We start from the raw sequence: 658 nt of genomic DNA, 5'->3' as shown, positions 1-658 counted from the left end.
TCGCAAGCTGATTGAACAGATCGAATCGCAAGTGGAATTGGTCTATCTACCCAATCCTGTGCTCAACGGAGAGCAATTACAGTTTGCCGTGGCAAGAGAGCTAGGTATTGATAATGACGATCCATTGCGCATTGTTTCTTTAATTCAAGAACACTTGATTCGTGTGCATTCAACCGGGAAGAAAACCGTTCTGATCGTCGATGAAGCTCAAGCTCTTTCTCCTGAGGCTTTAGAAACACTGCGCTTGTTCGGCAATTTAGAAACCGAGCAAGACAAATTGATTCAGTTGGTACTTTTCGGTCAGCCTGAATTGGATGAACGCTTGTCCATGCACGAATTACGGCAGTTTCGTCAACGCATTACGTTCAGTTGTGGGCTGCGTCCGTTATCTGTCGATGAAGGGGCTGCGTACATCAATAATCGCTTAGACAAAGCGGGCAAGGGGTCGCACATTTTCTCCATTGAACAGAAAAAAGCGATTTGGCGTTCTGCCATGGGCATACCAAGGTTAATCAACCAAATTAGCCATTAAGCTTTGTTAGCTGCGTTTAACGACCGTTGTACCTTACTGAAAAATCATCACGTTTATGCGGCTATGCACGATACGTTTGATGCCCGTAAACCTAAGTTTAAAACACCCGTATTTTGGGGATGGAGT

General features: G+C 44.8%; 1 pseudogene. It reads left to right on the top strand.

The annotated features are described in order from the left end of the window. Positions 1 to 658: pseudogene (locus tag R7044_RS25925) on the top strand (ExeA family protein); the annotation flags it as partial.

This window comes from Vibrio sp. 1402, assembly GCF_033340275.1.
Note: the sequence above shows the minus strand (reverse complement) of the source record. Positions and strands in the feature narration are given on the sequence as shown.